Raw genomic sequence first — 25,340 nt, forward strand, 5'->3', positions numbered from 1 at the left:
GAGAGGGTTTAGCTGAGTTTCATATACTTTAGCCATATATATCTCATTTGATAGATAGGTAAAGTACCCGATGTATGAATTATCTCTTTTCTTTATAATACTAAAGACGTTTGATAGAATGTGCCTATTATAACTGAGTGCCATACATTGCTATACCCACATTTTGCTTATACTGCATCTATAGAAATGATACGGGCATGTCATAAAGCCTCCTTTTTAAGGTATACTTGACAAAGAAATTTGAGTGCCAGATTATGTATGGCTAAACTGTTGGCGAGATGAGGAGGAATTTATCATGCTTTATGAGATGCTCAAGATGTGCGTAAGCATTTCTTTCAATGTGTTGAACATGCTATTTAGTGGCAAGTTGCCTCCGTTAGGAAGCGCGGCCGTGATCGTGAACGAAGAGGATCGCTATCTGGTGATAGAATTGCCGCGTGGGCGTATCGCTTTGCCGGGAGGTTTTATGCACTGGCGTGAAACTCCTGAGCAGGCGGCTGTGCGTGAAGGTAAGGAAGAAACTGGCCTGGACTTAAAGGTAGATGGTCTGATTGGCTTCTATTCCTGTGCTAGCTCAAGTTGGCTGAATATGAGCAATTTGAGCTTTGTTTATCAAGCACATGTTGTTGGCGGTCAGTTGTGCAAGAATATCGAAGGGCGTCCGTTTTGGATGACTGAAGAGGAGTTACGTCATCGGTTGGATAAACATACTTTGAGTATCCTTGATGATTTCGTGAGCTATCTTCAACGGCAAAAAGATTCTTGTGCTGCATGATTTCTTTCTTTATCACGAGTATGCCTATAATCTGGCTCAGATATGGTAGCAAGCAGTTCCATCGTATTGACGAATGTTACCATAGAAGCTATGCTATATATAGTATGACAGCATAAATTGAATATAACAGCGCAAATACTATGTATTGGTGGTAGAAAGAAATATGGAAACATCCTGGCGTGAGCTTCTGAAAAAAATGATCAACGATCCACATGAGCAGCAAAGAATTTTAGAGGCGTTGAATATTAGCTCGATGACGCTACGGCGTTGGGTCAACGGAGAAACGAATCCTCGCCCACAAAATTTGCGGCTCCTTTTGAATGCGATGCCACAGCAACGTAAACAAATGATGGCTCTCCTCGTCGCTGAATTTCCTTCGATTGCGGAAGGTGGTGAGGTAAGAGAAGAAAATTTTCTTATGTCAGCTGAATTTTATGCTCAAGTGATTAATACCTATGTTAGTGCCTCCCAGTATTTAAGATCTGTAACGATAAGTAATCTGCTTTTGCAGCACATGTTGAAACATATGGACCCCTATAACGACGGCATGTTTATCTGTGTCGCCCAATGTGTGCCACCGACCGAGGGTCAGAAAGTACGTAGTGTACGCATTGTGGCGGGTCGTGGGACGCCTCCCTGGAGCACGTATATTGAACATTATCCACAATTGATGGGCATAGAATCAATGGTGGGATATGCCATCTCTTCAGGACATTTGACATCCGTGCATAGCCGTTCTGAAGGTTTACATTCCTTCGCTTTGGAGCAGATCAGCGGCGTGGAAAGCGCCGTGGCGGTTCCTATTGTCCTGGCTAATCAAACTGCTGGTGGAATCTATATTGGAAGTACACAGCTAGATCATTTTACTCAAAAACATCTTTCCTTGATTCAAAAGTATGCTGAGCTCATGTGTCTTGGTTTTGAAAAAGAGGATTTTTATCTCTTGTCTGATATTGCCTTAGGCGTTATGCCAACGCGTGAGCAACAGGGGCCATATCTGGTCACATTTCAGAAGCGTGTTACCCAGCAGATGGTCAAGTCAGTGAACAAGAAGTATCCTATTACACGGCCTCAGGCGGAAAGAATGGTGTGGCAACAACTTGAAGATGAACTGCTTCATCTGATTGAGCAATGATGTTAAGTTGTTTGTGAAAAAGGGGTCAGATCTACCGCATAAATCAGTACATCTGACTCCCATAACGAAATCCTTGAGTTCTCCTTACAGTCAGGCATCTTGCCGGAGACAGAAACTTTCTAGCAAGAGGAAGTTTCTGGCGTTGAGTGTTCTATACTTGTTTGCCACCACTATCCTATCTATCTTTTCTCCTGCTATCTTTTCACACCCACATCCCTACGCGCCACACCAGATAGTTCAGATGAGATAGATATATGATCTTTCCCCACATCCACCACAAGTATAATTTTAGCTCTTATCAAAAGAAGAGACAGGAAAAGCAGAGTTACTCCCCACTCAACTCTCTTTTAGAGTATAGCATGTTATGTGTGTAAAAGCTACATTTTTTATTCTTTCATATAGGGATGATCTTAATATTCTAAAAGTTGTAATAATGATTTTATAGTCGGATCGGCTGATTATAAATCTTGCCGGGATGATAAAGATGATGTTGTCTGAGTCCCTTGCGGGTGGATTTCATTCCAGTTTTTCTCCTGGTCATCTACATAGTGCAAGCTCCACATGGTTAAGAGTATGTAGAAAAGGCATGTGATGATCAGTGCGCTGGTGCCAAAAATCTCTGAAGCTATAAGTACGAAGAGAAGCATGATAACCAGTGCGAGGAGTATTTGTCCGACTCCCCAGACAAGATTGAGACGATACATCGTCTGCCGATATGCCTCATTTGTTTGCCAGTAGCCACGATAGAGTTCTGGACTCTCGGATGACTGAGCACGACAGTAGCGTTCTACATAAAAAGCCAGTGGTCTGGCTGTTAAACGCGTGCATATGGTTGCCAGACCGAGGATCCCAATCGGAAGGATAAAGGTAAATAGCGCTGGTATGATGGCCAGGTTACTTTGTACGATGGCATTGATGAAGATCCAGAAGATGACATAGAGGGCAATAATCCCTATCAGGTCAAGGATATGAAATGCTAGCTCAATGCGTATAATATTAACAATTGGGATTATTGCCGCCAGCGCAAATGCTATAAATAGAGAGACGTGGCTGACAAGAAGCTGATACAGCATATATGGAAAAACGATGTCAATCAAGATGGTTTGTAAGATACCGCTAGGCACAACTCCTGAGAAATCGAGTCGTCGTCGCGATGGTGGTGTATTACTATCCATACAATATTTCTCTCCTTCAAGCATCTTATTTTCTTTGTAGTATGACACGATCGCAGAAAACGAGCAACTTTCTTTTCCTCTTCTCGCAATCAGTATCAATGCAGGCTCTCTTGTTTCCGACTGACACGATTCTCTATTCTCATGCATCACAGAAAGATGTGAAGGAAGATGCTTTATGACAAAAGATCAGATAAGGCAAGTAGTCAATGTTGTGGCGACGATCGTCACACTTATTTTTAATCTCTTCAGCAACACTATCTTTGGACATAGTGTCGGTGAGATATCAAGTCACTACCCGACTCTCATCACGCCCTCAGGCTATGCTTTTGCTATCTGGGGACTTATTTATATAGGATTAATTGCTTTTGCTATCTATCAAGCGCTGCCATCACAGCGCAGCAATCCGCGTCTCAGGCGCATCGGTTACTACTATGTCGTGAGCTGTATGGGGAATGTTGGCTGGGAGTATGTCTGGTTGCATGAACAGATTGTACTTAGTCTGGTGATGATGCTTGTCATTTTTGGAGCGTTGCTGATGCTCTATCTTCGTGGCCATATCAATCGCGAAAGGATCTCGCCCACCGAAAGCTGGTGCGTGAATGTGCCTTTCAGTTTGTATCTTGGCTGGATTAGCGTAGCAAGCATTGTTAATGTCTCCGTTGTGTTGGCATATCTTGGCTGGGACGGCTTTGGCATCGATGCTGTGACCTGGACAGTGGTGCTTTTATGTGTCGCACTGCTGATTGGTCTGTTCGTTGGTCTATGTTGTTGGGATATGGTCTATCTAGCGGTACTGGCCTGGTCATTTATCGCCATTCTGGTGAAGAATGTGGGCAGGCCGGCGATCACTGTCGCTGCTGGTAGTCTGGCGGTGCTTGCCTGCCTTGCCATTGTCGTAATTGTCCGGCGACGCAAAGATCTATTAAGGATTGATGCGCCAGACACTTTTTCATAATGGCAGTGGCAATTTACTAGAGCGAGAGGGCAGAAAAATACCCTCTCGCTTTTTTATTGTGTATTTTTACACAGCTCCAGAAATATCTTCACAATTTTTGTACCGGATATTATTTTTTTTGTTGAAACATATCCTGTAAAAATGCAAATGATTGTACTGGTGAAGACATATCTTTATCTTCCCTGTGCTGGCTCCTTTATAGAAACGGCAGAAGTATCCGTATAGCAGGCTGTATATTATGTCTTTGGCATGGTTATTGCACATAAAGAATAGTGTCAGTGGAAAGCTTGAAAATAACATGCGACATGAGACACTGGCAGGAAAATTTTCTTTGAATGTAATGCATGTAACATAATGCATATGGGTATTGAGAAGAAGGAGTCGGTGGTATGACGGCAAGAACAATCAAAGCAGCGAACGCAGGAACGTCCACGGTTACAAAAAAAACAGATAAGACACGTTGGACGAAAGAGGTCGCCTTTGATGAGTCCCCGTTAGATGATGAGCGGAATCTCTATGATGAATGCGACGAAGAAGTGCATGATGTAGAGGAAGATCAACGTATGGCCGTTGATGATGCGGTAAAGCAATACTTAAAAGAAATTGGTATGTATCCTCTTCTTACCCCCGAGCAGGAATTATCATTGGCTAAGCGCGTATCGCAGGGTGATCAGCGCGCTCGGCAGCACTTGATTGAGGCCAATCTGCGCTTAGTGGTAAGTATCGCCAAGCGTTACTCAAATCAAGGCCTGCCCCTATTAGATCTGATCCAGGAGGGCAATATTGGCTTGATGCGGGCCACGCAGAAGTTTGATTATCAGCGTGGTTTTCGCTTTAGTACCTATGCGACGTGGTGGATTCGACAAGCGATCAGTCGTACTATTGCCGAGCATTCGCGCAGCATTCATATTCCTGTGCATGTGGTCGAACTCATTTATAAAATCAAGCGCATCGCCCGTCGCATGTATCAGGAACAAGGTATCGAGCCCCTGCCCGAGCAGATTGCCGCTGAGATGGGGCTGCCGCGGGAGCGTATCGTTGAGCTATTGCATGCATCTGAACAACCTATTTCGCTTGATGCTCCGATGGTTGATGATGAAGAATATCATCTAGCCGATTCGATAGAGAATATGAATACCGTTGTACCGGTCAACCAGACCACTAATCTGCTCCTGCAAGCTCAGATAGAGCAGGCCCTGACCGTTCTGAGTCCACGCGAGCGAACAATTATCGAAATGCGCTATGGATTGAAGGAGGGTCATTCGTTGTCATTGGACGAGGTGGGCGTTATTTTTCGACTGACACGCGAGCGTATCCGCCAGATTGAGGTGAAGGCTTTGCGTAAATTGCGTTATCCCGAGCGCTATGAGGGGATTCGAGAGCTTGCACGAGCCTGATTAACGTCGTATGCAAGCGCCCAGGAATCATCACCCACAAAGAGATCAGTAGCGGCGCGGCTCCGCCGTGCTGTCTGTGACTCGTACGGCAAGGTTGCCCATGGCGCTCCATTGAGAGACGCTCCAGACCGAAGCATACGAGTCACAGACAGCACGGCGGAGCCGCGCCGCTACGTTGGTGCGCGTTGACGCCGTGGGCGAGAGGGTTTTATTCCCTATCTTCACAGTATTGTACGCTTGATCATGGGGCGTGCTAAGTTTACGGTGTTACTTAATAGATTGAAGAGGGATCATACGTTGTATCAAGTATTTCGTTACTTCATGGATGCTCTGTGTTTCATTGTAGATGGCGATCTGGCGATCAGCTCCTGTGCCATACGGCTGCTCTAATAACGTACGCAAATACTGTATCTCTCGCTGGATGCCTAATTCTTCTACCACATCTGCGATAAAGTCGAGTGTCTCATAGAGAGATTCACGCATTGTTAAGCGTCGATTGCGTGGGAAGTCTACGATCATTGCGTCGAGCCCATAGCGAGACGCCTTCCATTTGTTTTCTTCAATGTAGTGGGCTGGCAACACAGGTGAGCTCATACCGTGTTCGTAGAGCCAGGTAAGTTTGCATACCAGAGCCTGACAGAGCGCGGCGATCGCCATCGTATCCTCGAACGTTGCGGGCATGTCGCAGACGCGAAACTCGATGGTGCTAAAGAATGGATGCGGTCGAATGTCCCACCAGATCTTCTTGGCGTTATCGATTTCTCCATTGCGCATCAAATCGGCCACATACGTATCGAACTCCGCAGTTGAGGCAAAGACCGGTGGGATGCCAGAACGGGGAAAGCGTTTCCAGACGATGGAGCGATATGATTTGATGCCGGTGTAGTGACTGATCCAGAAGGGGGAGTTGGAAGAAAGGGCGAGTAAGTGAGGAAGCCAGGTACGGAGTTGGTTCATCAGTGGTAGCGCCATCTCGTGAGAGTCGATACCGACATGGACGTGAAGACCACAAATGAGAATCGAACGTGCCACATCCTGTAACTCCTCTTCAATCTCTTCATAGCGCGGATTGGGAGTGCTACGCTGATCTCGCCAATGGGCTTCCGGATGAGTGCCCGCACTGATCAGTGCGAGTCCCTCTTCCTCAAGGATCTTGCTCAGCTGCTCACGCTTACAGGACAAATCCTGGCGTAGCTCCTGGACATCCGAGCAAACTCCAGTAATAATTTCCACCACAGATTGGAGCATTTCAGGTTTAATGAACTCGCCAAAGATCGGTATTCCTTTATCCAAAATAGTCTGGACATGAGACGCCAATTGCCCAGTGTCTCTCTCAACCATTTGAAATTCTTCTTCGACGCCAAGTGTAAAACGTGATGACATCGTTTTCCCCTTTCGGATAGTGTCAGAGCGTGGGTGTGAAAGATATACGATTGCGGCCAGCTACAGGAGGAGAAGAATGTAATAACAAAAGACGGGTACCATACGAGGCGTGAGAGGAATGAAAGGCGATTGCTATCAAGATCAGGTTCTATTGTAACCGACAGCAATCGTGCGCTATTGCGCAAGATCGGCATAAGGCACCTCTGGGTTAATGTATATGTGTGAGAGTCAAGCTAGAGTAGAGCACTATAGTAGAAAAGTATTAGGACTTATAGCGTACACAAGGGCTTTACATATGTCAAGGGGTAAGCAGAGAGAAGATAAAAAATCATAGCCTAAATGCAAATGGTAGGAGGTCGGACACCAAAAAATCACGGCTACAGCCGTCGATATAGAGTATGGCGGTGGGAGCTAAATCTGCCATCCACTGACGGCAAGCGCCGCAGGGCATACGTTCGCTTTCGGATGCATCTTCGCCGGCGTCGATACAGGCGATGGCGATATGCGTAATCGGACCTGCCTGCGCTGTCAGTGCGGCCGCAAGCGCTGACCTCTCGGCACAGAGCGTCAGACCATAGCTGGAAATCTCGATATTCACTCCTACAAATATCGTCTCTCCGGCTACCAATGCGGCTCCTACTCTGAAATGTGAATAAGGAGCATGCGCTCTTTGAGCGGTCTCGCGAGCCAGGGCTAATAAATCCTCACGTTGTGGCATAAAAAATCCTTTCATCACCATGATCAAAATCTCATCCTTTTCAAGCTTCTCGTCCAGTGTAGCTCTAATAATATCATTGCATGTCAAAGTACATCATGGCTATCTATTCTGTTGCCAGTAAAAAAAAGAAACGAAAACCGTTATAAAAATAGGCACCAATGACATATTGCGTTACCAGTCGAAAAAAGTGCTGTCAACAAAGGTAACCGAGTAAAGAAATCAAGAAGATGTCTAGCGATAGCCCATTTTGTGTCATGGTGTTACTGCACTTTAGAACGTCCCGTTACAACAAATGTAAGCCGTCCTGAAATTATGTACTTTGGTGAAAATCGGTACATTTTAGTATTGTAATGTAGGACAGGTAGGAGGCCGTGAATTGAAGATCCTGGTGGCGGATGATGACCGCGATATGGTAGACATGTTGAGCTACTGGCTCAAAGGCCATGGCTACGATGTCGTGCGTGCATTTGATGGAGAACAGGCGATTAAACGATGGCGGGAGACGTTACCTGATCTGGTAATTTTGGATATTCAAATGCCTAAACTTGATGGATTTGAGGTCTGTCGCCAGATGCGCATGGAAACAAATTCCATGATAATGATTTTGACCGCTCATGATCGCGAGGACGATGAAGTTCGAGGTTTGGAGATGGGAGCGGACGACTATTTGCGTAAGCCTTTTAGTCCACGTCAACTGCTGGCACGCATTAAAGCTGTGATGCGTCGCTCTTCCAGCTCCCGAGGAACATCCAGTTCGTCAGCTATCACGGTTGGTCCCGTGACTCATGATGCTATGCGCCATGAGGTGACGAGAGATGGTGTAAAAGTACGCCTGACACCAACTGAAAGTCGCTTGCTTCACCTTTTAATTTCTCATACGGGGCAGGTGCTGACGACCGATATGATTATAGAACGGGTCTGGGGATACGATGAAGCTGGAGATTCGGGTTTGGTCAAAACTCATATCCGACATATTCGGCAGAAAGTAGAACCTGATCCAAATTCGCCTCAGTATATTACGACTGTGCCAGGTGTTGGCTATACCTTTTCCGTTCCTATTACAGTTGAGTCGTAATGCTGAAGTGTATTGTGCATAAAAGTATATTTATAGATCTTTAAAAGTGCAAGACGTATCTATAGCTATCCAGGTGAATAGCCTGTACCTACAGGTTTATTCATCTGGATAGCTATCTGACTCTACGTTACTTCGCAAGCTAGTGGATAGGAAGAAAAGGTATCCTGCTAGCTATCTTGTTTATTATTGTATACACTGTTGAGCACGGTCAAATAGCGAGAAGCATTGTGAACCAGAAGCAACAGAAACAGAAAAGTATGTCATCAAAAATATCTCCACTCGCATCCCAGCTGAAGAAACATTCGGCTCCAACATCCGTCAGAAATGAACTATGCACCTGCTTTCCACTGACTCAAACCTTTTCCTCCGATAAGAAAGAGTCAGCAGATAAGTATCCGGGCAGTGAGCATACCGTACTTGTATCGCAAGAGTTGCGCAATAAAATGTATGCTCTGGTGCAGGAATTTATGCCACGTCTGGAGCCGATCAGCCTACTCGTATTGCACATGGTTCAGAGAGATGTCTCCTCGTCGCGCTTCTCCCAAAAGAGAAGGAGGCGTCATGCCACATATGAGTTATTCCAACAGGTACTAGTTTATGTACGACGTGCTATCCGTATCGATGATGATATGATACTATATGGGGAAGCAGGAGTGGCTATCGTTTTTCCTGCGGTAGACCAATCGGGCATGAAAATTATCGCAGAGCGTATTTATCGAAGTATTTGCTTATTACAGGCGGAGACTCTCGTTCCGCCACTGAAACGTGAAACAACCATCGTTCTGGGTATAGGAACGTATCCAGATCCTGCTCCGACCATCGATGGAATGTATCAGCATGCGGCACAGATCGCTCATACTTTGATATTGCGCCCCGCTATTATGCATCAACTCAGAGGACATAGTCCCCTACCAGTCATGGAAGTGACGACGGAGCAGCTACATTATTGGAAGAGCTCTATTCTGGCGGGCGTGAAGGGATCAATTGTGCCATATATGGAGCTGCCTCGCGCCTTATCAAAGCGGCTGACACAATTGATTCCATATCAGGTTGCCTGTGAGCTCCAATGTGCTCCTGTTGGTCGTGATCATCAGTGCTTGACTGTAGCTATGCTTGAGCCTTCTAATCATGAGGCAATTGCACGCTTACATGAGATCACAGGACTGACGATCTTTCCCGTCTCCTGCGAGGAGAACGAGTTAAACGCTTTATTAACAAGCCGTTGGTAAGAAAATGTCGCCCGTCTTCTATAGATAAAGAAATAGCAAAAAGACAATATAGTTCACGTTGATACGAGATGATATTCTCTCATGAGAGCCTTTTGCCGGTCAAATAGGCGAATTCTGGTCAGTAGAGACCTGCTGGTAGTGAAGATAGAACCAGATAGTTCTTAAAATTAACCAGATCGCAACTATTCCTTAACGCGAAAGCGTATCAACATTGGTTAATATAACATGCAATGAGACAATATTAATGATCATCTTTTAATGTTTTTTCACTACATTGTTAGTGTCAAACGCACTTATTTATCTGGTTTTATTTCAAGGAGAGAGTTCATGGTCGTACAGATGCTTCAGGAAGATGTTCTGCTGACGTTCAAGGAAGCGATGAGTTACCTGCGTGTTAGTCGCTCCACTCTTTATCGCCTGATGTGGTCAGGGCAGCTGACAGGTCATAAAGTGGGTAGCACGTGGCGCTTTTATCGCGAAGATCTCCGTGCCTGTGTCGGACGAGAAGTCCCGGTCGCAGTCGTTGCTAATGCTGTAAATTAAATTTTATGTAACTTTTTCATTTTATATGTGTTATATTAGTGAATATCGATCTTGTTCATAGAGAACTTCAAAAAAGTAATCAAAGAGAAGAGGAACAACCTGCATGGCTGTTCCTCTTCTCTTTGATTACAGAAATGATTGCTTTGTGATGATGCGATTATCTCTAGAGGTGGTCGTAGTTTGAGATTTTCCACTGATCATTGATTTTTGTCAGTTGGAGCTGCGTTGTATAGGATTGCTTGTTGCGTGCTATATCAACTTTGAGCGTAAAGGTTGTAATCGTATTGCCATCGTAGTTACTTAAGTCGGGTTGCGACGGGGTGTAGCGTAATACTGGACCATAAAGGCTGTCTTGCTTTTGGGCCTGGGCAGTAAATTCTGCCAGCGTGATATTTTTTAGCGCCCCTTGTGTGCTGAGATCGCTATAAGCCTGGGCATATTGTTTGTTTTGTAGTGCCGTGTAGTAGTCACTGACAACCGGGAGGCCATTCACTTCGACATTGTAGGCCTGGCTGTAGACCTGTTGAAAAATTGGGACGCCAACCCATGCGCATAAGCCGCAACTGAGTAATACGACCGCTATCAGCACCACCAGAATTGTGATGGTCCATTTCCGTGGCCTTTTTGTAGATGGTGGAGCGGCTACGAAGGGAGGGGCTTGTATTCCTGTATAGTTCTGCCCTTGAGGATAGCTTGGATAGCCTGCACGTGGAGCTTGTTGGTTGGGCGGAGGGGCTGTTTGCCAGGAATTTGGTTGTCCACTGTTGCGATATTCCGTAGTACTGTAGCTGGGTTGAAACGGTTGAGCTGGTACCGGTCGCGGACGTACTTGATTTGCCACCATGGCGGGCTCTGGTATTTCCTCATAGAAATCCGGCGGCGGTGGATAGATGAGTCCACGCCGAATTGCTTCATTTTGCGCTTTCTTGTCCGCCTTTGGAGCGATTTCTTGACGCTCTAAGGATTCTGGCTCTATGCCGGACGAAGAAGACGTTTCCTGTGTCTGATCAGTAACATTGGCTGCTTCAGATGACTGATCTCCAAGCGGTTGATTTTCTTCAGATGATTGATCGGACGTTTGCATAATTTTTACTCTATTCAGAAACTGGTACATGATGTGAATGATTCAGTTCAGGGATATCGTTTCCCTGCTGTATGAGCATTGTATGTGCTATTTCCTCGAACTCCAACTCGATTTCTCGCTGTACATTAAATTCGGCCTCCCGGCGTGAAGTGTTGTGCTCATGGGCGTACGTAATGATACGGTTTAAATAATTCTCTGCAAGCTCTTTCCGTTGCCATTTGATAGGAGGCATTGGTCTTAAATGTAAGAGATCAGAGGAGTGAAATTCGTGATCACTTAATGCTACACCCATCAGTAAGGCATATTCTGCGACCAGTTGGCAAGCGATTGGGTTTTTAAAGAAATCTGGTTGGTTGCTAGAAACAACGAGTACTCCCGCCAGAAGATTTCCATGTAGTACAGGGACTGCATATGAGCTACGTTCGTAACAGTCGATATCTACCAGAGAGCGGCTGTTATCAGTATCGTTCCAATCGCGAGCACGTTGCAAAACTGCGGCGGAGCCAACGAGCGTGGTGCCTCCAAGAAAGGCTTTTCCGTCAATTGAGTCCGCCCAGGGAGCATGGCCGCGCATTTTTATTTCACGTAAGGAATGGATACCATCTTTATGTGGAGGCATGAGTTTTGCATAAGTAATGGCCAGGCCATAATGATTGGGGTCTAGCTGATTGAGGGCCTCATTAAATATAATTTCGGAAACATGCCAGAAACGCATCTCGGAGTCTGGACTGCTGGTCATGACCGTTTCCAGTACCTGCTGGTAGACCTGTTTGCTTACTTCCCTGTTGTCTGATGATGGGGCACCGATGACTTCACCAAAAGTCTGACGGATGGCAATGATAAGTTGCGTACGATATTCCGGTAAGATCTCTATCAGGCGTTTTAAGTAGGTGTAACGCGGGTCCGATACATTGCTCATCCAGCGATAGATAGTATTTTCTGTGACCAATAACTCTCTGGCAATGCGCGTGATTTCGGAGTGGTTATGGCGCAGGATCTTTTGTAATAAAGAGCTAAATTCTGTCATCTGCTCTTTGTTACTCACATGATCTTCAATAGTTGTCGTCTGCGTGACGGATTCTATGGGCAATATATATGCAGCATTGGTCTTGCTCTGTTGCCGGGCTTTTTTTTGTTTGGCCTGCGTTGATGTTACTCTTTTGGTAGAGCCTGGAGGGCGACCACGTTTTTTTGTGTGTGGTCCATTGGGGGACGGTCCACTGTTCATATTATATTCCTTATGGCTATTGAAGGCATGAGAACATCTATAAAAAGCATGATTACTATTATACCATAGGCGCTGTATAAAGGGTTACACAAATCTGAGAATCACTCTCCTATTACTTATGTATTATTATTAATAATTTTTAATATAGTTAAGCATAAAAGCTTATATATTACAATGTGTAAACGTAAGTGGCACAATGTTAATAAACTATTGCTTTTTTATAATACAACATGTATATTAATTACTATCATGAGGAGCGATATATATACTAAATACACTTGATGGCTGGAGGAGTAAGGGTGAAAATGGCAGTTAACAATGTTGTGTACATTAATGAATGTGGGCTCCCACTAAATGCAGTTGATTGGTTAGCGAAGCATCATCAGAGCAAGTTGCCGGAACGTTATCAGATGATTCAGGATCTACAACTTGCGCCTGGGAGCTTTGTGGTGGATGCGGGGTGTGGCCCAGGTTTGTGGACTCCCCTCTTGGCTCAAATGATTGGAAGTGAAGGTCGTATTCTTGGGATCGATATTTCAATGGAGGCTCTGGTTATTGCGCAACGTATCTGTACAAATGTTTGGTATCGTCACAATGTGCAGTACAAACGTGCCAGCTTAGAGCAGTTGCCGATTGAATATGGCTGTGTTGATCACATTTTTAGCGCGAATGTTAGTCAATATCTCCCAGATCCTGTGGCAACGTTTGCGGCTATGGGTCCCTATTTGAAGCCCGGGGGACGTCTGGTCGTGAAAGATATTGACTTTGGAACGATGCATTTTCATACGGTTGAACCTACGCTACAGGCACGTGTATTACAGGCGCGTCAATATTGGGAGGCGGAACGTGTGCGGCATGATTATGCCTTTGAAGATAGCTGGGTAGGCTCGAAGCTTGCTGGTTACTTGCATGAGGCGGGTTATACCGATATTGAGGAGAAGGCGTATCGGATTGTGCGTCAGTATCCTTTAGCCAATGATTTTCGCTTCTACTTGCAAGGAATTGCGGAATGGTTTGTTTGTGAAGGAGCTCCCTATCTTTCACCTGATGAAGTGACAAGTTGGCTACAATGTTTTGCCGATGGTGAAAAGAATGTGCTGGATCAGCCAGATTTTATGAGCGAAGAGACCGAGTTCGTGGTATCCGGTACCTGGAATGCGACGCACGCGCGTTTTTAGTACGCGATAACCGTAGGCCGAGCATTGAATATGTTTGACTTACGGCAGCACATCAGATCCATTTATGAAAAATTTGTCATAATTGAAGGTTGTATTTCAGCTTCTGTCTTGATGTTTTCTCCTGCAGTAGACACATTGAAAATATTGAGACAGAATAATTGAATCACACGAATAGTGTAATAGCGTATACAAAAAGGATATCCGCCCACGAATACCCTTTTCCCTTTTCCCGTATAGTGTTACCTGTGTGTATATACGTAGAATGTGCCATGAGGCAGCTTAGATCGTATTTGAATTTATTTAGCATAGGCATATGTGCTAAATACCAATTTGCGCCTGGTTAAATGCAATCTACTCTGAGATGTTTAAGAATGAATGGTATTTAAGCGGTCGGCGATCATCGCGATGGCAACATCACCGACAATTGTTTGTAACTGAGTATGGAGCTGGCCCATATTTTCCATGCGAGCAGTAATGAATTCATGTTGTGACATACCATACGAAAGACCAGTGAGTCCGCGTTGAGCTGCTTCATACTCATCGCTAATCTGTGATAATAAGCGGGCTACTTCACTGCGTTGTTCATGTGCTCCAAGCATATTTTCCCGTTCCTTCCTAACCGCATAGGTCATCTATCCCAATTCTATGCTACGTCCAACAGACTTACGCTCGATGTAAATACATTGTACATCGTTTGTAAGAACAACATTAACAATGCACATCATTAGTATGCAACACGATGCACGTTCTTGTCTAGTGGTAAAATATGATTTAATACATAAAATATAATAATCTTCATGAAATCTTTATGCTGATGCAATCTCTTATTGTCAACATGTGTACAGTTATTTGTATCACAAGCTCTATCTAATGAACCCTCATAAAAATAAATCGATCTGCGATTGCAATTCCTTTTGTAAATGTACCCACCGATTATTTAGTACTTTTGGTGAGTTGTGGCTATATTTGCCTCCCAATAGGAGTTGATCTCCTGTATCGCCCCTGTCTTTTCTTAATAAAAATTTTATATGCACTGTAATTACATAGACTGCGATATTTGCAAAGCTTAAAAAAATACATGTTAGTAGAAGAATAAACAAGAAAACACAAAATTATATTTGTAACCTTCACTTCCACCGGGAGATATGGTATACTCATGCTTAGCACTTACGAAACGCGAGGCTTATTTCTCGTTGGTTGCGTACGGTGTGAAGAAGCCACATTGACTCCCCTCTGATATGTTACAGAGGCAATGTTGGCACTAAGCGATAGCTTCCATTAATGAAGTGAAGAATAGCAGGAATGGCCCTGCTATAGAAGCGAAAAGGAGTCAGCCTTCATGGCACAAGTACGTTTTGATCACGTCTACAAAACCTTCAACAAAGTTGAAGTTGTCCACGACATCAGCATTGACGTAAAAGACAAAGAATTCCTCGTTCTGGTTGGACCATCCGGTTGTGGTAAGAGCACCTGCCTGCGTATGATCGCTGGCCTGGAAGAGCCGACCGATGGCGAGATCTATATTGGCGATCGCGTCGTTAACGGTGTTGACCCCAAGGATCGGGATATCGCGATGGTTTTCCAAAACTATGCGTTGTATCCTCATATGACTGTCTTTGACAACATGGCCTTTGGTCTGAAATTGCGCCACTTCAACAAAAATGATATTAAGAAGCGTGTTGAAGATGCGGCTGAGATTCTGGGTTTGCAAGAATTACTAAAACGTAAACCTAAAGAGCTGTCTGGTGGACAACGCCAGCGTGTTGCTCTGGGCCGTGCTATTGTGCGTGAAGCACAAGTCTTCTTGATGGACGAGCCACTGTCTAACCTGGATGCAAAATTGCGTGTTGCCACGCGTGCAGAGATCATCAAACTGCATCAGCGTATCCAGACAACCATGGTCTATGTTACGCACGACCAGGTTGAAGCCATGACCATGGGTGATCGCATCGCTGTCCTCAACGGAGGCGTCATCCAGCAACTGGGTGCTCCACAAGAGCTGTATGATCATCCCGCCAATATCTTTGTAGCGGGCTTCATTGGTTCCCCTGCGATGAACTTCCTCCCCGGAGCAAAAATCTCCACTGAAGGAGAGCATACAGCGGTAGTGCTTGAAGGCGTTGGTCAAGTGATCGTTCCTCAGATCTATGTTGAGCGTGCTCGTGCCGCGGCTGAGCGTAACCTTACCTTTGGTATTCGCCCGGTTCACCTTGAGGATGCTAATCTGATTAGTGTCGAGCGTAGCGAATTGTTGTCATCCATTGATGCATCTGTCGATGTGGTTGAGAACCTGGGTAACGAATTGCAGGTCTATCTGACAACTGGCGGTAAAAATATCGTCGCAACGCTTGATCCACGTTCGCATGTCACAGCAGGAAACAAAGTAAAGCTGTTTGTTGATAGCGATCAGATTCATCTGTTTGACACCGATACCGGCGAAGCTATTTTCTAAACCTGAGATAGTTGTAGCTCAAAAAAGAGCCAGGGACCCGATCACAGCGCTGATTGAGTCCCTGGCTCTTTGGCTTTTAACCTCAATGCCCTTTAATTGCGTAGAGGCTTTCCCGATTGGAGAATCGATTGCATCCGATCTTGCGTCTTCTCCATGCCTGAGAGGCTTAAGAAAGCTTCTCGTTCCAGATCAAGGACGTATTGCTCGCTGACTGGCGTGACGGGCGAGCAATCCCCTCCAGTCAGGACGCGTGCGAGTTGGCTTCCGATGATGGCGTCATGTTCACTGACTTTGCCAGTAAGCGCCATGCCTTCAATCTGCTGCTCAAGTACCAGACGAGCACCTGCTCCTGGTAAGAGTAACATCTGTGGTTGTAGTTGCTGCCATGCGCCAGACTCTTTTGCCTCGGCCAGTCTAATGGCATCAGCTTTGGCATCGCGCAGGAGTAGATCCCGATTGACGGTGATGGTATCGGTCTTACGCAAGAAGCGTAGCTCCTGAGCCTCGACGGCGCTGGTAGAGACGGTTGCTACCGCGATTGCCTCGAAGGCCCGCCTGGAGGCGTTAAATGGTCCGCCGGATTTTCCTGACTTCTGACTCTCGACGCTCGCGCCATGACGTAGGAGCAGTTCTTTACATCCTCCACCTGCAGGCACCAGTCCAACGCCCACTTCGACCAATCCTATATAGGATTCGGCCAGGGCACGCGTGTGATGGCAGTGCAGGATGATTTCACAACCCCCACCTAACGCTCTCCCAGTAGGAGCCGCAACGATCGGGATAGGGCTATATTTCAAGATCTGATGGGCTTGCTGAAGTCCTGAAATGGCTCCTTCAAGCATATCCCAGGCACCCTGACGCGCTCCCATCAACACGAGGAACAGGTTGGCTCCGGCCGAAAAGTCGGGAGCTTCGTTGCCGAGCACCAGGGCTCGGAACTGCTTTGATCCCTCTTCCACAGCGTAGCGCAGCATCTCGATGATGCCCTCGTCGATGGAATTCATCTTGGTATGGAACTCAAGGCAGGCGATACCGTCGCCGAGATCGATCAATGCTGCTGAGCCGTTATCTTTGATGACTCCCTGGCCATGATACGCTTCAGGAGTGGCTTTGATCTCGCTCAGAGAGATGGCTCCTTCAACGACTGGCACCGGACGATAGCTATCGGTGAGGAAGTCAAAGAATTGCTTCTGGCCGTTGCTGGTGATATAGAATGTGCCCTGTCCCCTGGTCTGCACGCGCTGAACGAGCTCGGGTAACTCTTGTCCCTGAAAGACTTTCTCCAGCAGAACTGGATCTTTCAGGATCACATCCCATAACTCGAAGCTGCCCAGATCAAAGTTAAAGCCCCAGCATAAGGCGTGATCAATATCGACGATGCTCTCGGCAATTTCCTGAGCGCGAAACGCTGCATAGATTAATGAGTCGGCGGTTGTCTCGCGTGCCAGTTGACTCGCTCGATCGTCACCTTTGAGTACAGTGCTGATCTTCTGGACAGGCGTTTCGAGGTTACGCGCTTTGCCGATCGAGTCGAAGCGATGTTTGGGCTGCGGTTCATACTCCAGCGTTTTTAAATTGAGCTCCAGAATACTTGATGCTCCATCCGGGCCTTTGACGCGTTTATAGAAGCCCTGTCCGCTCTTTTCGCCCAGCCATTTACGATCGATAACCTGCTGGACCTCTGAGGGAATATGGAATGCTTCCCTCTGCTCATCGCCGGGGGCGTTCTGATAGAGATTATTGGCAACGTGCATGAGCGTGTCGAGGCCAGAGAGGTCGGCCGTGCGAAAGACGGCCGATTTTGGACGCCCCATGTTTGTTCCCAGAATGGTGTCGACTTCGCTGACCGTATAGTTCTCTGCCAGTGCGCGATGAATCGTAGATAAAAAGCCATAGACACCGAGCCGGTTGGCGATAAAGTTCGGCGTGTCTTTGCAGAGTACAACGCCTTTACCGAGCTTTTCTGTGCCAAATTGTTGCATGAATTGTAGCAATTCTGGATCGGTATCTGGCGTTGGAACCAGTTCGAGTAGGCGCATGTAACGCACTGGATTAAAAAAATGGGTGATCATGAAGTGACGACGAAAATTTTCTGAGCGTCCTTCGGCCAGCAGATGCGCTGGCAGTCCAGAGGTATTGGAGCTGATAATCGTATTGGGTTGCAGCACACGCTCGATCTTGCTGTAGAGCGCTTGTTTGATGTCTGGACGCTCGATAATCGCTTCGATGATCCAGTCGACATCGGCCAGGGCATCCAGATCGTCCTCAATGTTGCCAATGGAGATCAGTTGAGCGCCACGTTTGCTGTAAAACGAGGCCGGTCGGGATTTCAAGATGTTGGCCAGACCTGTCCGAGCGATCTGGTCACGATCGCTGGCGTTGGCCGGTACCACATCGAGTAAGAGACTGGGTATGCCGACGTTCGCCAGATGAGCCGCGATTGCGGCTCCCATGACACCAGCGCCGATGACGGCTGCTTTGCGAATAGCGTATGCCATGACTACGATATCCTCTCTATCAGGGTAGCCAGACCCTGACCACCACCGATGCAGAGCGTGGCGACACCAAAAGTCTTATCCTTCTCCTGCAAATCGTTGATGAGTGCTCCGACCAGACGAGCTCCACTGCATCCCAGTGGATGTCCAATGGCGATGGCTCCTCCGTGTGGGTTGAGCTTATTCTCATCAATACCCAGCGTGCGTACAACGGCCAGGCTCTGGGCCGCAAAGGCTTCGTTGAGTTCGAAGATGTCGATGTCACTGATCTGCATATTGGCACGCTTCAGCAGCTTCTGCACGGCTGGGATTGGTCCAACGCCCATCACATCCGGTCGGACGCCGGCCACTGCCATGGTATGTACACGCGCTAATGGGGTAATACCCAGATCGCGAGCACGTTCAGCCGACATCAGCACGAGTGCGGCTGCGCCGTCGTTGAGTGGGCTTGAATTACCCGCTGTGACCGTGCCTCCTTTGATAAAGACTGGCTCCAGACTGGCGAGCTTTTCCAGCGTTGTATCGCGCCGTGGACCCTCATCGATCTCCAACGTATCGCCGTTGGGTAGTGGAACGGAAATGATTTCATTGCGGAATGCCCCGCTATCGATGGCCGCAATGGCGCGTTGATGACTGCGTAACGCGAAAGCATCCTGATCCTGGCGGCTGATATGGTAGTCACGAGCCACGTTTTCGGCCGTCAAACCCATCGGGATGTAGCTTGCACGTGCATACTCCAACTCGCAAGGTGGATAAGGCGAGCTCTGAAGTCTTTGCCGCTCTTTATCGTCTCGTGGCTCTACCAGGCGAGGATTGAAGCTGGGATTAAAGCCTCCCATCGGGACGCGTGACATGCTTTCGACGCCGCCCGCGATAATTACATCGCCCAGCCCCAGCATGATGCTCTGGGCTGCCATGTTGACTGCCTGCAAACTGGAGGCACAAAAACGATTCACCGTCACGCCGCCCGTTGTCTCTGGCAGTCCGGCCAGTGCTCCAACCAGGCGAGCGAGATTCATGCCCTGTTCACCTTCAGGAAAAGCGCATCCTAAGATAACATCTTCGATCAGGGATCGGTCAAGTAAGGGGACACGCTCAACCGCAGCTCTGACCGCCAGGGCGGCCAGATCATCAGGTCGTACATCTTTCAAGCGACCTTTGTTGGCGCGTCCTATGGGAGTGCGTACCGCACTGACAATGACAGCTTCTGTCATAGTTAATTGCTCCTTCGCATACTAGTTCTGTACAACATTTCATGCTCTGTTCTGTTGTGTGACATATCAAATCCCGCTGGAGTGCGCGTGATATTTCTCGCAATGAACTTTGCGTATTCGCTTGAATATGACGTTATTGATGGTTAGTTAAGTCCAACACACATCGGGCGTGGCTTACGGATAGCTCCTGCCGTATGGCCGCGTAAGACAATCTCGCCATTCTGATTATGGCAAAGGATTGCGGCGCCGATATTAAGTTGCTCACCAGATTTTTCGGCTTGTGTCACTGTGACCAGGCAATGAACTGTGTCGCCGACAAAAACTGGTCGGATGAACTCGTATGTAAGATTATGCGCGAGAAAGTTCATGTCTGCGGCAATCTTTGTTGGTAGAGTAGCTGTTAAGAGATCGTGTACCATCACACGTCCTTGTTCATCGGGGAAGATATGATGTGCTCCCATTGCTTTGGATACCTTTCCAAAGAGGCGTACATCTTCGTCGGTGAAGCGACGTTCCCAATGTTGTGTATCACCAATCTGCATTGTTTAACTCCCGCCTGGGTAAGGTCGTGCTATAGAAACTCTCCCTGCTCAACGCGATCGACGTTGAGCAGGAGACTTCTGCAAGGGACCGGGCATGACTACAGGGGATAGCCTTGTTTTTCGACAACAAGGGCGGCAATTTCGCGCTGGACCTGCACGGCGTTGAGCATGTAATCACCAACATAGGCGCGTACACGGCTGAGTACTTTCGCGGCACGCTTTTCATCGACGTAAGTCTGGATCAACTGATCAAGATTGCTGCGCAGACGTGTCAACGCTGTCCAGGTTGCCAGTTGCGCGAGCTTGATATGCACACTGCTATTTTCAGCTCCCTGCGCGGTAACTTTGATGGCGCGTGCCAGAGCGCTATCGGCTGCATAGAGATCGATCATCAGGTTTGCCAGATACTCAATAAACTCCTGCTCCTCGCTGAGAGCCTGGGGATTTTGCATGTACTTGAGTGCGATCTGCATGGTGGCATAAATCGTAGCATCTTTGGCTCGTTCCAGTGTATCGACCGCATCGCGTAGCTCTGCCGGGACATCCTCACCGACACCAGCTGGTAGCTGATCAGCTTTCATACGTGCCTCGACCTCGCCATATTTGGTCATGAGGTCGAGCTTGCCGGCGATGACACGGCGGAAAAGGGTGCTGGCTGCGACGAGTCGGTTGATCTCGTTGGTGCCTTCGAAGATGCGTTGGATACGTGCGTCGCGGTAGGCTTTCTCGATCGGATATTCGTGCATAAATCCATAGCCACCGAAGATCTGGACACCTTCGTCAACGACGAGGGCCAGGACTTCACTGCCATGGACTTTGGCGATCGAGGCTTCAATCGCATATTCTTCGATGGATTTGAAGACCGTCTCTGTATCGGCTCCCGCGCTTTTCTGTGCCTGGGCAATATTGCCAGCGGTACGGAACACCTCGCTCTCAGCGGCATACGTCTCGGCAGCCATACGGGCCAATTTCTTCTTAATCATTCCGAAATTGTGCAGGAATTGTCCAAATGCTTTGCGCTCGGTGGTATAGGTCGCCGCCAGATCGAGTGCGGAACGCGATCCTCCCACGCTCCCGGCTCCCAATTTCAAGCGACCGATATTGAGAATATTAAAGGCGATCTTGTATCCTTTATGAATCTCGCCGAGCAGATTTTCGGCTGGCACCTTAACGTCTTCCAGGATCACCTGGCGTGTTGAGGAACCTTTGATACCCATTTTGTTTTCTTCGGGTCCGGTTGAGACGCCCTTCCAGTCAGCCTCCACGATAAATGCAGAAGGTCTCTGATCGCCGATCCTCGCAAAAACGACAAAGAGGTTGGCAAAACCAGCATTGGAGATCCATTGCTTGGTGCCATTGAGGATATAGTATTTGCCATCATCGGATACTGTTGCTCGCGTGTTTAGTCCCATCGCATCCGAGCCAACGCCAGGCTCAGTCAACGCATATGCGGAGATCCATTCGCCGGAGGCCAATCTGGGCAGATACGATTGTTTCTGAGCCTCGGTGCCGTAATAGACAATCGGGAGTGTACCAATGGTGGTGTGGGCTCCAAATGCGACGCTAAAGGATGCTTCCCGCAGCTGTGAGGCGACGAGTGCGCTGGTCAGTAAGCCAAGTTCCGCTCCACCATATTGTTCGGGAACATCAATCATCAACAGTCCCTGCTCACCAGCCTGCTTGACTAAGGCAGGCATGACGCCGGGCTCCTGACGATCGATGGCCTCTACCTTGGGCAGGACTTCACGCGTGACAAATGTATTGGCTGACTCTTCGATCCAGCGCTGTTCATCGTCGCGATCCTCAAGAATGAAGATGTTTTTCGCACTCTCGTTGACCGGGGTCGTGAGAAACGCTGTTCCTGGCTCCGTGGATTTTATCGTAGCTGACATGATTGTTCTTCTCCTTCGAAAATTAATCTTTCCATAATCCTGGCTTCTCGCTTGATTGCGAGCACTACGAAGGTGGACGTAACTTTCTGCGCAGGACTTTGCCTACCAGCGATTTTGGCAAGTCATCGCGAAATTCCAATTTTTTGGGTACTTTATACGCAGCAAGTTGATCTTTACAGAATACCACAATCTCCTGTTCTAACTCGGGTGACGGTTTGAACTCAGGTTTGAGAACAATGAATGCGGCGACGGTTTCGCCACGATATTCATCCGGAACGCCGGTGACGGCGGCTTCTAACACTGCTGGATGATTGAAAAGGACCTCTTCGACTTCTCGTGGATAGACATTGAAACCACCAGCGATGATCATATCTTTGGCGCGTTCTACCACGTAGAAAAAGCCATCAGCATCCATACGGCCAATATCGCCAGTGCGCATCCAGCCGTCGACGAACATCTCGCGCGTCTCTTGCTCACGATGCCAGTAGCCCTTCATGATATTTGGTCCTTTGACGACAATTTCACCAACCTCACCCGCGGGGAGTTGCTGATTGGTTGTCCTGTCGATGATGGCTGCTACCACGCCGGGCAGAGGAAGGCCAATGCTTCCATTGCGACATTCGTCCGTAAGCGGATTGCCGTGCGTGACTGGTGAGGCTTCGCTGAGACCATAGCCTTCGACGAGCTTTCCACCAGTGATGGCTTCGAAATCTGCCTGGACTTTAGCTGGTAAAGGCGATGCTCCACTGACGCAATATTTGATCGATTGCAAATACTCGGGATGGTTTTTTGTCTCTCTCATGATGGCAATATACATGGTCGGAATACCAGGGAACACGCTGGGATGATAACGCCGAATGGCTTTAACTACCTCTTTCACTTTAAATTGAGGGAGTAAAATCATCGTGGAGGCGGCGAAAATCGATGAATTCATGCCGGCACTTAATCCATAGGCATGAAAAAATGGTGCCACACAGAGTGCCCTCTCCGTGCTATCCTTGATGCCGGGCACCCAATAGCGTGTTTGGAGCGCATTTGCCAGCAAATTGCGATGCGTTAACATCGCCCCTTTTGATAATCCAGTGGTGCCACCGGTATATTGCAGCACTGCCATATCATCGCTCTGAATACTCGTCGGAAAATTGATGAGCTCGATGGCACCTTTGATGTGCGGTCTGAGTAGCGCTTGCATCGTATGCAAGGTTTTATCTTCTTTGAGTTCTTGTTCAGAGAGAGGAAGTTGCTTTGGCAATTTCTTTTGCTTACTCAAAGGATACAGCTTTTGGAGCACTAAAGGCAGAAAATCTGCCGGACTTGTGACGATGACATGCTCTAAAGCTGTCTGATCTCGAACTGCACGGATGATTGGATAATACATGGAAAGTACGACAAGAACTTTTGCTCCGGAGTCTGCAAGCTGATGTTGCATCTCGTGCTCGGTGTAGAGCGGGTTCGTAGGAACTGCGATGGCACCAAGACGGAGCGTGGCAAAAAAAGCAATCGGAAATTGAGGAATGTTGGGTAATGCAATCGCGACACGATCGCCTTTTTTCACTCCCAGACGTTGCAATTCGATGGCAAAGCGATTCGTCAAATCGGAGAACTGTGCGTAGGTGATCTTCTTTCCATAGTAGATGAAGGCGACCTGATGAGGATGGTTCTGGGCTGCTACATCTACGAGCCAGGAGAGAGATTTTTCCGGTATGGTTAACTGCTTTGGCACACCATGCTGATAATGCTGTATCCAGGGATACGAAGGCGTACCCACTACGGCATGCTCTTGCTCTGCCGAGTCTACTTCGCTATGTGTGTTGTGTATTAACGACGGATCAGACATGCGGTAATAGCTCCTCTCCATAGGGAATATCCATGATTAGGATATTTGGCGACAACCTCGTCGCTACCTGCTAAGCAACAACCCACTTATCATAATTATATGGTACTTTCGACCTGTTGAACATGTTGCCAGCTAACAATTTTTGCGGCATAATGTGCAGATAGCTAACGTAATCTCACTGTTGAGGATATTTAGATGCTTGATAACTCACGAGAAATTTCGACGTTTTCGCAGCTAGTGACTCAGTTTCGGCGTCGGAGGGCAATTTCACAGGGGCAGCTGGCTCAGGCAACGCAGCTGTCGCGTACCTATGTGTATCACCTGGAGACAGGGCAGAGAGCGAATCCTTCTCCACAGGTAGTGCAAAACATCGCCCGTGTCCTTGAGCTTTCCACGGCCGATCGCGTGCGCTTCTTCGAGGCCTATCATCGGCAGACAGGGCAGTTTGTGGATGCAGAACAGCTGGAGAGCACTCTGTTGGATATGGGGGAATTAGCCCGTTTACTGGTTCATAATACATCGTATCCAGCACACTCACTCGATAATTTGTGGTTTCTGCACTCCTGGAATGATGCTTCGACGTATCTCTTTGGCGTGCAAAGTATGGTGGAGCGCAATGAGCATATGCATCTGTTAGAGCTGGTCTTTGATCCTGATATGCGCAAGCGCTTTCAGGGTTGGGAGAATCTGGCTCGACGTCTGGTCAGCGACTTTTTGTATAATACCCGCACACTGACTCATCTGGCTGAATACAAAACCTTAGTCAAGACGTTACGCGATTACCCCGAGTATCGACGCCTGGCTTCATCGGTCTACACGCGCAGCAAGCCATCGCCATCGTTCGTCTTTCAGATTCAGCATGAGGAGCTGGGCCGCGTCACGTTGCGTACTGCGACCACCGTATTTACCAATCTTTCAAGTTATTCGATGGTCAGCTATGTCCCGGGCGATCAACAAACTCTGGATGTCTATCGCGCACGCCATTGGCAACCCGACGAATATGTGTGATCGCATGAGCATGCATGCCTGAGAT

22 protein-coding genes are annotated in these 25,340 nt (G+C 47.5%); 10 read left to right on the forward strand and 12 right to left on the reverse strand.

Going from position 1 to position 25,340, the window contains the following annotated elements:
- The first annotated feature begins 295 nt into the window (after positions 1 to 295).
- Both AC27N8_RS24675 and AC27N8_RS24680 read left to right on the forward strand, forming a co-directional pair.
- The gene (locus AC27N8_RS24675) at positions 296 to 775 is read left to right on the forward strand and encodes an NUDIX hydrolase (RefSeq protein WP_487070367.1); all 480 of its coding nucleotides are present in this window, start codon (positions 296 to 298) and stop codon (positions 773 to 775) included.
- Positions 776 to 938: 163 nt separating this feature from the next.
- Complete coding sequence (locus AC27N8_RS24680) at positions 939 to 1,910, forward strand: hypothetical protein (RefSeq protein ID WP_487070369.1); 972 nt, start codon at positions 939 to 941, stop codon at positions 1,908 to 1,910.
- Positions 1,911 to 2,368: 458 nt separating this feature from the next.
- Here AC27N8_RS24680 and AC27N8_RS24685 read toward each other — a convergent pair whose 3' ends face one another.
- Positions 2,369 to 3,085 (reverse strand): DUF3159 domain-containing protein, encoded by a 717-nt coding sequence (locus tag AC27N8_RS24685; RefSeq protein ID WP_487070371.1) that lies wholly within the window; start codon positions 3,083 to 3,085, stop codon positions 2,369 to 2,371.
- Positions 3,086 to 3,260: 175 nt separating this feature from the next.
- Between AC27N8_RS24685 and AC27N8_RS24690 the strand changes: the two genes are divergently transcribed.
- Both AC27N8_RS24690 and AC27N8_RS24695 read left to right on the forward strand, forming a co-directional pair.
- Positions 3,261 to 4,040 carry a TspO/MBR family protein gene (locus tag AC27N8_RS24690; RefSeq protein WP_487070373.1) on the forward strand — a complete coding sequence of 260 codons (780 nt, stop codon included), beginning with the start codon at positions 3,261 to 3,263 and terminating at the stop codon, positions 4,038 to 4,040.
- 389 nt (positions 4,041 to 4,429) lie between these two features.
- A complete protein-coding gene (locus AC27N8_RS24695) occupies positions 4,430 to 5,437 on the forward strand; it encodes a sigma-70 family RNA polymerase sigma factor (RefSeq protein WP_487070375.1) in 1,008 nt (335 codons plus the stop codon).
- A gap of 45 nt (positions 5,438 to 5,482) precedes the next feature.
- On the opposite strand, the gene AC27N8_RS24700 is transcribed toward AC27N8_RS24695, so the two are convergent.
- The 3 genes from AC27N8_RS24700 to AC27N8_RS24710 all read right to left on the reverse strand — a co-directional run bounded on the left by AC27N8_RS24700 (position 5,483) and on the right by AC27N8_RS24710 (position 7,538).
- Complete coding sequence (locus tag AC27N8_RS24700) at positions 5,483 to 5,662, reverse strand: hypothetical protein (RefSeq protein WP_487070377.1); 180 nt, start codon at positions 5,660 to 5,662, stop codon at positions 5,483 to 5,485.
- A gap of 42 nt (positions 5,663 to 5,704) precedes the next feature.
- On the reverse strand, positions 5,705 to 6,820 hold the full coding sequence (locus AC27N8_RS24705) for a carboxylate-amine ligase (protein ID WP_487070379.1): 1,116 nt from the start codon (positions 6,818 to 6,820) through the stop codon (positions 5,705 to 5,707).
- Positions 6,821 to 7,148: 328 nt separating this feature from the next.
- The gene (locus tag AC27N8_RS24710; protein ID WP_487070381.1) at positions 7,149 to 7,538 is read right to left on the reverse strand and encodes a cytidine deaminase; all 390 of its coding nucleotides are present in this window, start codon (positions 7,536 to 7,538) and stop codon (positions 7,149 to 7,151) included.
- A gap of 376 nt (positions 7,539 to 7,914) precedes the next feature.
- On the opposite strand from AC27N8_RS24710, the gene AC27N8_RS24715 reads away from it, so the two are divergent.
- From AC27N8_RS24715 to AC27N8_RS24725, 3 genes are all read left to right on the forward strand, one after another.
- Positions 7,915 to 8,613 (forward strand): response regulator transcription factor, encoded by a 699-nt coding sequence (locus AC27N8_RS24715; RefSeq protein ID WP_487070383.1) that lies wholly within the window; start codon positions 7,915 to 7,917, stop codon positions 8,611 to 8,613.
- Between the two features lie 257 nt (positions 8,614 to 8,870).
- The gene (locus tag AC27N8_RS24720; protein WP_487070385.1) at positions 8,871 to 9,842 is read left to right on the forward strand and encodes a GspE/PulE/PilB domain-containing protein; all 972 of its coding nucleotides are present in this window, start codon (positions 8,871 to 8,873) and stop codon (positions 9,840 to 9,842) included.
- 327 nt (positions 9,843 to 10,169) lie between these two features.
- Positions 10,170 to 10,385, forward strand: a complete 216-nt coding sequence (locus AC27N8_RS24725) for a helix-turn-helix domain-containing protein (RefSeq protein ID WP_487070387.1) — start codon at positions 10,170 to 10,172, stop codon at positions 10,383 to 10,385.
- Positions 10,386 to 10,548: 163 nt separating this feature from the next.
- On the opposite strand, the gene AC27N8_RS24730 is transcribed toward AC27N8_RS24725, so the two are convergent.
- Together AC27N8_RS24730 and AC27N8_RS24735 are read right to left on the reverse strand one after the other, a co-directional pair.
- A complete protein-coding gene (locus tag AC27N8_RS24730; RefSeq protein WP_487070389.1) occupies positions 10,549 to 11,469 on the reverse strand; it encodes a hypothetical protein in 921 nt (306 codons plus the stop codon).
- Between the two features lie 10 nt (positions 11,470 to 11,479).
- Positions 11,480 to 12,697: a GAF domain-containing protein gene (locus AC27N8_RS24735; protein WP_487070391.1), complete on the reverse strand. Its 1,218-nt coding sequence runs from the start codon at positions 12,695 to 12,697 to the stop codon at positions 11,480 to 11,482.
- A 305-nt stretch (positions 12,698 to 13,002) separates the two neighbouring features.
- Here AC27N8_RS24735 and AC27N8_RS24740 point away from each other — a divergent pair, with 305 nt between their 5' ends.
- On the forward strand, positions 13,003 to 13,875 hold the full coding sequence (locus tag AC27N8_RS24740) for a methyltransferase domain-containing protein (protein WP_487070393.1): 873 nt from the start codon (positions 13,003 to 13,005) through the stop codon (positions 13,873 to 13,875).
- Positions 13,876 to 14,240: 365 nt separating this feature from the next.
- On the opposite strand, the gene AC27N8_RS24745 is transcribed toward AC27N8_RS24740, so the two are convergent.
- Positions 14,241 to 14,474: a hypothetical protein gene (locus AC27N8_RS24745; RefSeq protein ID WP_487070395.1), complete on the reverse strand. Its 234-nt coding sequence runs from the start codon at positions 14,472 to 14,474 to the stop codon at positions 14,241 to 14,243.
- 740 nt (positions 14,475 to 15,214) lie between these two features.
- Between AC27N8_RS24745 and AC27N8_RS24750 the strand changes: the two genes are divergently transcribed.
- Positions 15,215 to 16,327 (forward strand): ABC transporter ATP-binding protein, encoded by a 1,113-nt coding sequence (locus AC27N8_RS24750; protein WP_487070397.1) that lies wholly within the window; start codon positions 15,215 to 15,217, stop codon positions 16,325 to 16,327.
- A 92-nt stretch (positions 16,328 to 16,419) separates the two neighbouring features.
- Here the strand turns inward: AC27N8_RS24750 and AC27N8_RS24755 are convergent, their stop codons facing one another.
- The 5 genes from AC27N8_RS24755 to AC27N8_RS24775 form a co-directional block, all read right to left on the reverse strand.
- Positions 16,420 to 18,825: a 3-hydroxyacyl-CoA dehydrogenase/enoyl-CoA hydratase family protein gene (locus AC27N8_RS24755; protein WP_487070399.1), complete on the reverse strand. Its 2,406-nt coding sequence runs from the start codon at positions 18,823 to 18,825 to the stop codon at positions 16,420 to 16,422.
- A gap of 2 nt (positions 18,826 to 18,827) precedes the next feature.
- Positions 18,828 to 20,036: a thiolase family protein gene (locus tag AC27N8_RS24760; RefSeq protein ID WP_487070401.1), complete on the reverse strand. Its 1,209-nt coding sequence runs from the start codon at positions 20,034 to 20,036 to the stop codon at positions 18,828 to 18,830.
- 143 nt (positions 20,037 to 20,179) lie between these two features.
- Complete coding sequence (locus AC27N8_RS24765; RefSeq protein WP_487070403.1) at positions 20,180 to 20,578, reverse strand: hotdog family protein; 399 nt, start codon at positions 20,576 to 20,578, stop codon at positions 20,180 to 20,182.
- A gap of 98 nt (positions 20,579 to 20,676) precedes the next feature.
- On the reverse strand, positions 20,677 to 22,470 hold the full coding sequence (locus tag AC27N8_RS24770; RefSeq protein ID WP_487070405.1) for an acyl-CoA dehydrogenase family protein: 1,794 nt from the start codon (positions 22,468 to 22,470) through the stop codon (positions 20,677 to 20,679).
- A gap of 64 nt (positions 22,471 to 22,534) precedes the next feature.
- Positions 22,535 to 24,307: a long-chain-fatty-acid--CoA ligase gene (locus tag AC27N8_RS24775; RefSeq protein ID WP_487070407.1), complete on the reverse strand. Its 1,773-nt coding sequence runs from the start codon at positions 24,305 to 24,307 to the stop codon at positions 22,535 to 22,537.
- A 195-nt stretch (positions 24,308 to 24,502) separates the two neighbouring features.
- Here AC27N8_RS24775 and AC27N8_RS24780 point away from each other — a divergent pair, with 195 nt between their 5' ends.
- Entirely contained in the window at positions 24,503 to 25,315 is an 813-nt protein-coding gene (locus tag AC27N8_RS24780) for an MmyB family transcriptional regulator (RefSeq protein WP_487070409.1), read from the forward strand.
- The last annotated feature ends 25 nt before the right edge of the window (positions 25,316 to 25,340 follow it).

The organism is Dictyobacter sp. Z7_2 (assembly GCF_057551105.1).